At 38.2% G+C, this 8408-nt stretch carries 8 protein-coding genes; 3 read left to right on the forward strand and 5 right to left on the reverse strand.

The features are described from left to right. Window positions 1–81: 81 nt before the first annotated feature. Window positions 82–516 (reverse strand): GIN domain-containing protein, encoded by a 435-nt coding sequence (locus tag B2X72_RS25760; protein WP_286852039.1) that lies wholly within the window; start codon window positions 514–516, stop codon window positions 82–84. Window positions 517–526: 10 nt separating this feature from the next. Beyond that, window positions 527–997 carry a hypothetical protein gene (locus B2X72_RS25765; RefSeq protein WP_286852040.1) on the reverse strand — a complete coding sequence of 157 codons (471 nt, stop codon included), beginning with the start codon at window positions 995–997 and terminating at the stop codon, window positions 527–529. A gap of 166 nt (window positions 998–1163) precedes the next feature. On the opposite strand from B2X72_RS25765, the gene B2X72_RS25770 reads away from it, so the two are divergent. Together B2X72_RS25770 and B2X72_RS25775 are read left to right on the forward strand one after the other, a co-directional pair. Continuing rightward, window positions 1164–1577 (forward strand): helix-turn-helix domain-containing protein, encoded by a 414-nt coding sequence (locus B2X72_RS25770; RefSeq protein ID WP_070563006.1) that lies wholly within the window; start codon window positions 1164–1166, stop codon window positions 1575–1577. Between the two features lie 6 nt (window positions 1578–1583). Continuing rightward, the gene (locus B2X72_RS25775) at window positions 1584–2420 is read left to right on the forward strand and encodes a DUF1835 domain-containing protein (protein ID WP_070563009.1); all 837 of its coding nucleotides are present in this window, start codon (window positions 1584–1586) and stop codon (window positions 2418–2420) included. A gap of 271 nt (window positions 2421–2691) precedes the next feature. Here B2X72_RS25775 and B2X72_RS25780 read toward each other — a convergent pair whose 3' ends face one another. From B2X72_RS25780 to B2X72_RS25790, 3 genes are all read right to left on the reverse strand, one after another. Beyond that, window positions 2692–3324 (reverse strand): ATP-binding protein, encoded by a 633-nt coding sequence (locus tag B2X72_RS25780; protein WP_312352361.1) that lies wholly within the window; start codon window positions 3322–3324, stop codon window positions 2692–2694. Window positions 3325–3366: 42 nt separating this feature from the next. Beyond that, complete coding sequence (locus B2X72_RS25785) at window positions 3367–4011, reverse strand: helix-turn-helix domain-containing protein (RefSeq protein WP_286852041.1); 645 nt, start codon at window positions 4009–4011, stop codon at window positions 3367–3369. Between the two features lie 121 nt (window positions 4012–4132). Then, complete coding sequence (locus B2X72_RS25790; RefSeq protein WP_070563017.1) at window positions 4133–4933, reverse strand: type IV toxin-antitoxin system AbiEi family antitoxin domain-containing protein; 801 nt, start codon at window positions 4931–4933, stop codon at window positions 4133–4135. 201 nt (window positions 4934–5134) lie between these two features. On the opposite strand from B2X72_RS25790, the gene B2X72_RS25795 reads away from it, so the two are divergent. Next, on the forward strand, window positions 5135–8104 hold the full coding sequence (locus tag B2X72_RS25795; protein ID WP_070563020.1) for a DEAD/DEAH box helicase: 2970 nt from the start codon (window positions 5135–5137) through the stop codon (window positions 8102–8104). Window positions 8105–8408 lie beyond the last annotated feature (304 nt).

Consider the following 8408-nt stretch of genomic DNA (forward strand, 5'->3'; position numbering starts at 1 on the left):
AGCTCATCTTCAAACCATATCGATACGTTGGCCGCGTCGTGGGCATGCACATTTCCTCCCGAAGCTTCCAGTTCTGATCCATCATAGACACTTACTTATTTGATGCACCAAAACATACGAGATGATTGTTTCGCCGGAGATTTTTGCATACCCATTTTTTATCACGGTACAGTCGATTAAAAAAGCATCTACAGATATATTTATGCACCCTTCTCTGACGATCATGCCTAACTTCTGTAATTTGAGCGTTCCATCAGACTCTACAAAACACCTATCCAGCATCTGCAATCCTGTCAATGTTTTATAGGTAATTGTTATCTGCGGATAATAATCATGTAGCAGCAGGTAACCGTAATATTCAGGCTTTGTGTATACGACTAATTGATCGTTGAGGATAGCTGTATTTACCCAATTCGCCTTTTCTCCGCTTTCGTTGATAGAGAAAGATGGTTGTTCGCCATGTGCAAGTATAACCTTACAACGGGTTTGTATAATTAAGGCGTTAAAATCATTCATGATTTTTTAGTTAGTATTCTTGAAGTACAGAAATATCACCCGTGTGTCTATTCTTTTCAAACCAGCGTTTAAACCAGTGCTGCTTATACATATGATTATTTTTCCAAAATAGCTTCTTATCCTCGTGATCCATCCCGTCTATGGTTTCATAAATTTCTCGTTCAGCCTTTAATTCATCAAACATCTGCTTGACCTGATTTTTAGCATACAGAGGCTGGCCATACTTGCAGTTGATAAAGAACTTATTTGCTGCTTTTCGTTGTTTAGGTGTAGCTGAATTATGATGGGAATAACTTAACATCCACATAAAATCGGTTAACAGTTTCTCGAGCTTGACATCCAGTATGGCACACAACATTCTGAGATTTGATGGAATATCCAATTTTATCTCTCTGACTTTACTGGAATACATTTCATCGATTTCAGCATACTTGTGATACATGTCCACGGTTACAACCTTGGGATTCTTTTTCTTCTTCATCAATTTATTTGGGTTTACACAAATGAACACAGCATCATCCACGTACCGAACCAAAACAGCTTGTATAAAACCAATAGCCCTTGTATCGTACAACGCTATCCTTGTTTTGTACCATATGAAGATATTTCGTATCTTGAACGATGAATAATTTGTTAACTTTGGATTTATGAGTACAACCAACACGACAAACCATATAGGAAGAAAAATCAGCCGCATTCGTGAACTGCGTGGTATGAAGCAGGAAGCTTTAGCATTCGAATTGGGTATAAGCCAACAAGCTGTATCAAATATGGAGCGCAATGCCGAGATTGAAGCAAATCTATTGATTCAAGTTGCTGAAGCATTAGGGGTTACTCCACAAGCTATTGAGAATTTTAGTGAAGAGGCTGTGTTCAACTATTTCAATAATTTCCATGATAATAGTGGTGCTGGCGCATATAGCACCAGTCCAACATTTACCTTTAACCCTGCTGACAAACTGATCGAAGCTTACGAGGAAAACAAAAAGCTTTACGAGCGCCTTTTGGAAGCCGAAAAATCTAAGGTGGAGTATTTGGAGAGGTTGTTGAAGGATAAGTAGGTATTCATGTCTAAAAAGGATCTGCACATCACTTTTGGTTTCTCCGGAAATGCTACACTCATTCAGAGCAAATTAATCGATGTAGAGAAAGGTGAAATTTTAGGTTTTACCGAAGCACTTAGTCTCGGACCTCTATGTGATTTGGGCGATGCGGAAGCTATTGAGAGCAGGAAGGCATGGTGGACTAACGTTTTTGGTTCTATCCAGTCTGAGGGGAGCAATAATTTTGTAGATGACAATCTAGCGCTTTTGAAAAAGGTAATCTCTTCTTCCGATCGGTATCGCCATATTTACTTATGGCTTGGTGACGATGCCAACGAAAAGATCATTATAGCACGTTTACTCTCCCACTTGAAAGAATCTTCGACACCTATTCATAAACTCAATTTCCATCATATGAATTTTAGGAACGAGAAAGGAGAAAAGCTAAATCTCCGTTCCTTACAGGTGATGCGAGAAGACAATATTGTGGAGGCTGCTAAACACTTTGAAAAGTTAAGTGAAGATGATATTCAATCCTATTCATCACTTTGGTCGCATATTCGTTCGAATGATGCAGTAGTTAATCTATTTGATGATTCAGGGAAACATTTAGCTGGCGATGAGACATTTTTTGATGCATATCTTTTGAAAAGGTGCAACGAGACACCTCAAAGGTCGGCATTGATTGTTGGCTATACACTTTGTGATATATGGGATGAATTCTATGATAGTTCCGTAGGCGATCTTTTTCTCTTTTATCGATTGAAAGAATTGGCAGATATGGGCAAGATCGAGATTTCCAATCCACATGAAGATCCTGAACGAGCGAAGATAGTATTTGATGTTAGGAAGAAAGATTAACTCTTTGATAGTAAGCTTTTAGTCTTTTTCTCCAATCTTTTAGATCCGGATTTGATTCCGCGTTCTTGTTTAAACTGCGAAGCGTAGCCGTAGCGGACATCTAACATTTTCTGAGGTTTTAGGTGCAATCATTACACTATTGTTTTATCGGCAAACCATGGGTTCAACAGTAATGCTGGTACAAACTAGTGAAAATTTTCTCTATATTGCTTTTACTTTACTATTCTCAAAAGCCCCAGTTTGACGCAATTGACGCAATTCATGACGCAATTCAATTTAAGGTATAATAAGCTCCTGCACCTTTAATTCCACTAGATTTAAATAATTTTTTATCAATCAACTCCTTGATATCTCGAGTAGATGTTTCTCTAGAAACACCTGCCAATTTCTGATAATCACTATTCGTAATCTTTCCTTTGTTCTTTGTAAATAAAACAGCCTTCACCTGTCGGCTATTCAAACCAAGCGATTCAAGATACTCCGTATTATAAATATCCTTCTTAAATACAACCCAGAAATCTGATCCCTCAACCAAGTAACTTGGCTCAGGCAATCCTTCAGCCAAACACTGCTCTGTCATCTTACTAATGCCACGGCCCCAGGATTCCACATAGCCACTACGAAAAAATGCATTTGCTATATCAGGATTATAGGGCCTCGAAGAATGACTCTTTAATAAGTTACTCACGGTCCAATTTTCCGGAAGATGTCCCTCATTCCAGATCATAAGCTTATCAGGGTATACACGAATCTGAATAGGAGTTAATCCCGAATAATCTTTATGAGCGATGGCGTTTAATAAAGCCTCACGTACAGCTTCTTTAGGATATTCATAAGTTTCATTACGATGGATCCCATCATAGCTAATTAGCGCTTTGATATACTTCGTAAATAAAAGATCGATGGTCCTTTCAACCTGTTCAAATAAGTTCCCATGAACCTCATCCTAAAATATCAAATCCGTTTCCCCTTCAAAATAACCAATCTTCACATAAGCTCCCGTCATATACTTTTCCGGATCAGGATGAAACAACAAAATAGCAGCTCGTTTCAAATAACCATTCTCAATCAACTTCAAGTTTTCAAGTAAATGCTCGTCACGGTCAATCAAACTGTCTTCAGACAAACGCTTATTCTTAAAACCACGTTGACGAAAAAAAACAAACGTTTCTTTCTTTAGATCATCAACGGATACTCGAGGAACAGCAGCTCCATCCCAACGAACACCTTTCTTTTGTAATAAAAACTTATCCAACGTAGCACCTTTCATTTCCTGTTTTGTGCTACCGCTTCGATAGTGATATTGACCTTTATAATTTACAGCATTAGGATAAGGCTCCACAATAATCTCTAAGAAATCCCCTTCAACAGTCTCATGCAGATTTACATCAACCAAAATACCCAATACATCACGCACCTTGTTCGGAATATCCTCCAACAATTTCTTAGCATCAGCTACACCAACAGTCTTGCCGCCATCATCCTTACCAATGAAAATAGTACCACCATTTGCATTTGCGAAGCCACATATCCATTTGAGATATTCATCCCTCCAGCTCTGCTTGTATTCAATATTTTGAGATTCTGCCATAATGCCTTTATGAAATTGACTCCTTAGTCAATAGCTCTTTCTGATTCAGTAACTTTTCGATGGTACTTCTGGACACTTCATTTTCCAAAGCTTTTTCTGCTATTTCCTTTTTCAGTATCATCTAGTATTGTTTATTGGATATGTCTAACAATTCCTCCCGGCTGATATTCAATCGCAATCGCCATTCTGCGACAAATTCACCTTCTTCCAATCCCTGGGGATCAAACAAATTATATTTATTTTTTACCTGCATCTTGGCAAAATCTATAAAAGGATCCATGCCTGTAATTTGTAGAAGTTCAACCAAATAGCCAATTCGTTTGGTAACCGCTATATTATTCACAGCCTTGCAATACTCGACTAATTTAGTGGGTTGCATTTGCGCTTGACTAACTGCTCGAATCAGTTCCGCATAGCCACCAGAATGTTGAGGTAGGTCAAAGCAATCGACTATTGTTTTCTCTACATCGGTTATCGGATAATGAAGGTTACCGTAACCATTGTCTATTATTCCTGTTTTTTTATTAGGTGCTATCCTAACGAATTTATAAGAAGTACCTAAGATTGACTTGTCGTTTTTCTGATTAGTCGTCTGAATAAAAACGGTATTAGAAAATTGTTCGGTCAATCCGTGCAAATTTAATGCAGACCAATACGCGACAGCACTATTTTCAGCGACGAAAGTACCGATGACATATTCGTCCCGAAAACCTTGTTTGCAAAATTTACCTTTTTCCATTCGCACAAGTAGTTCCTTGTCGACTAGATTCTCTAAGATTTCACTTAAGTTGTCAAACTTTTGTTCTAGCAACTGTTCAATTTCGGAGAATTTGAACAACTGTACTTCATAGTCATCCAGCAACTTTAAGAACCCAAGTTGGGGCTTCGTAAGATGTTCTGATATATAAACGCTGTCTGCCATATTACCTTTTGTGTTACGATAAGACCTAAAAAATGGGTCTTATCGTAACACGATTGGTAAAGATAAGTAACAATTATTCAAAAAACAACGCTTGATATCAAATCTCAATAGTCACTTTGAATAAACGAAAGTGTTCCAGATTATTAATATTTTTAAGATGTATATTCTAATTCACTTATCTTAATACCAAAATAAAAACAAGTGGAATTCACTAACGAGGACATAATCTATCTTCTCAACCTTTTTAGAGGTCGCGAAGACGTATTTGCTTTACGCTGGGAGAAGGGAAGTAAAGGCGGGTACATGCCGGCCTATAGCTATGACCCATACCATTATCGACTACATAAAGCTAATGGCGGTACTTTTCAAAGCTATGCCCACAAAAGCTACCTGCCATTGTCAGAAATAGAAATTACGAAACATCTTAACGGCCTTCAGCAGATCGGAATTTACCCACTGTTGCAAGATAACACTTCTTGGTTTTTAGTAGCTGATTTCGATAAATCCGATTGGCAACAACAGGCTTTGAAATTTCTCGAATCATGTACCGCTAAAAATATCCCTGCTTATCTTGAACGGTCCCGTTCCGGCAATGGCGCACATGTCTGGATTTTCTTTGAAAGCCCTTATCCAGCAGCCAAAAGTCGTAAGTTATTTATACATATCTTAGAAGGATGCGGTGCATTCTCGCCATTTGATAAAAGCTCCAGCTTTGACCGTTTGTTTCCAAATCAAGATTACCTGTCTGGCAAAGGTTTAGGAAATCTAATTGCAATGCCCTTATTTTCACCTGCTGTACAGAATGGCAACAGTTCCTTTATCGATCCCAAAACGATAGATCCATTTCCTGATCAAATTGCATATTTAAAAGAAATTAAAAGAGTGAGTTTGGATTACCTAGAGGAGCTGTTCAATCAAACAAGAGGAAGTAAAGAAAGCTATGTACCCGTTGTTGATGGAAAACTTAAAATCGCCCTGAGCAATTCGATCCGTATAAATAGTCACGCTATACCATTTGTACTCATCAATTTTTTGAAGGAGCAACTTAATTTTGCTAATTCAGCCTTTATCATCAAGAAAAAGTCAGGGAGAAGCACTTTCGACACGCCAAGATTTTTTAAATTAATTGAAGAAACGGAAAATGAAATCCTCATCCCAAGAGGGTTTATTGGGAAAATACTGCGATTCTGCAGAGAAACACAGGTAGCACATGACTTTGTTGATAATAGACACGAACTCCCGGCAATCCAATTCTCTTTTAATGCCGCATTGCGAAAGCATCAGACCAATGCTGTCGCCGCAGTAGAAAAAAAGGATTTCGGTGTGATCGTTGCTCCACCAGGAACAGGAAAAACTGTTATTGGCTTGAAGATTATTGCAGACAAACAACAACCTGCACTTATTGTCGTGCATCGTAAACAGCTGTTAGATCAATGGATAGAACGTATCGAATCATTCCTAGGGATACCGAAGAAAGAAATTGGGATTATAGGCCAGGGAAAAGCAAAATTGGGTGCTGATAAAATAACCGTTGCAACGATACAAAGTCTTCCAAAACATATTGAAACAATTCAGGACAAATTTGGCGCGATCTTAATCGACGAGTGTCATCATATTCCGGCGGAATCTTATCGTACCACCGTCGGAAAACTAAACAGTGTTTATTGCTACGGTCTCACAGCGACTCCTTTTCGGAAATATAATGATGATAAATTGATCTTCACCTATCTCGGTGATATCATTACAGAAATCCGACCAGAGGAAATTGAAGATTACAAAAGGGCAAATATCATCGTACGGAATACCACACTCCATGTTCCCTATAATTCTAAAACCGACAGTTTCGAAACACTTTCCCAAATTCTAATTCATGATACAGCAAGAAACCGATTAATAGTAAACGATGTATCCGCCGAGCTAAACCAAGGAAAAAAGGCAGTTATAATTACCGAAAGAAAAGAACATATCGAGACGCTGAATCTATTGCTAAAATCAAATTATGAAACCATAACGCTCAGCGGAGATGATTCAGACAGCAGTAAGAAAGCGAAATGGAAAACATTATCAGAAGGGAATTTTCAAGTACTAATTACGACAGGTCAGTATTTTGGCGAAGGTTCGGATATTCAGCATATCAGCACACTACTTTTGGCCTATCCCTTTGCTTTCCATGGAAAATTGATTCAATACATCGGTCGGGTGCAGCGATCCGAGATCAATCCAACTATATACGACTATCGGGATGTACAGATCGATTATCTAGACAAGATGTTTCTAAAACGGAATATCTATTATCGTAAAATCACCAAACAAGCTACACTTTTTGATGAACCAACGATGGATTACCAGTCTCAAATAGGTCATTTATTTACCTTAGAAAAAAGTACCAAGATACCCATTGAGGATCTATCGTTTCATTATGGCCATGTGGTCTTCACTTATAAAGTAGAAGAGATGCATACGGTTTTGGAATTTCAAATCGAAAATTTGGAGATTAGGCCTGAGTTTGAGGTATTAAAACCTTACTTTATCAAGATACTGAAATCTAAAAACATCAACGTTCAGTTAAACGCTGAATTTGAATACGGAAAACTGGTCGCGCAAATCGCTACTTCCGATGATATAGAACGAATAAATAAAGAAATTGTAGAAGGTGTGAAATTCCAGTTTCTGAACAAGGGACTATTAGGCAAGCTACCTTTGCAAAAACAAAATATTTTGACTTCAGATCAGTTACAGAATGGCGATACTGTATATCAAAACGCCGAAGAGTTACTTTCTGAAATCCTTAATTTACGAAAATACAAACACTCTCGTCAAGTTCAATTCTTAGCCGATCACCACCAGAGCAGTATTATGAAGATTAGATTCGTGCTTAGTCCCTTTGCATTTGTATTTCTTCTATCCGGAGAGAGCCAGTACCACATCATCCTTGAAACCTTAGATACGGAGGAGGCGACTTATATCTGGCACACAGATAAAAATAAAACCGTCTTGAAAGACGCTGTTGCGATGATAGATAAAGATCTGCAGATTATTCGTGAAAAAGGTAGACAGGCTTTCTTAGAAAACCATACTCCCGAAAGATTTAATCGCATCCTTCATGACTACAGCGATCCAGAAAGAGGTTTTATCCTCTGGAAAGCATTTTTGGAAGAAACCCTTCGCTGAGAAAAATAAGTTTAAGGTTTAGGTCAGCACCGTGTGCTATTGGTGGATATTTAAGTACGTGTATCATGAATCCCACTTTTCTTAACTTTACAAGCTTTAAAAAACAAGGGAAATTTGTCCGAAATATATCCAAAAATAGAAAAAGCCACTGATTACCAGTGGATTTTATCGGGGTGGCAGGATTGACTCAGCCGCACTTTCCCCAAACACCCCCCCTGAGCCTCCTACGGATCGAACCTACTAATATCTTAAAAGGTCGTACGTTCGCACCCTGCCCTGAAACAAAAAAAGCCCTAACTTTCGT

Source organism: Sphingobacterium sp. UBA7253, assembly GCF_002472745.1.
GTDB classification, from domain to species: Bacteria; Bacteroidota; Bacteroidia; order Sphingobacteriales; family Sphingobacteriaceae; genus Sphingobacterium; species Sphingobacterium siyangense.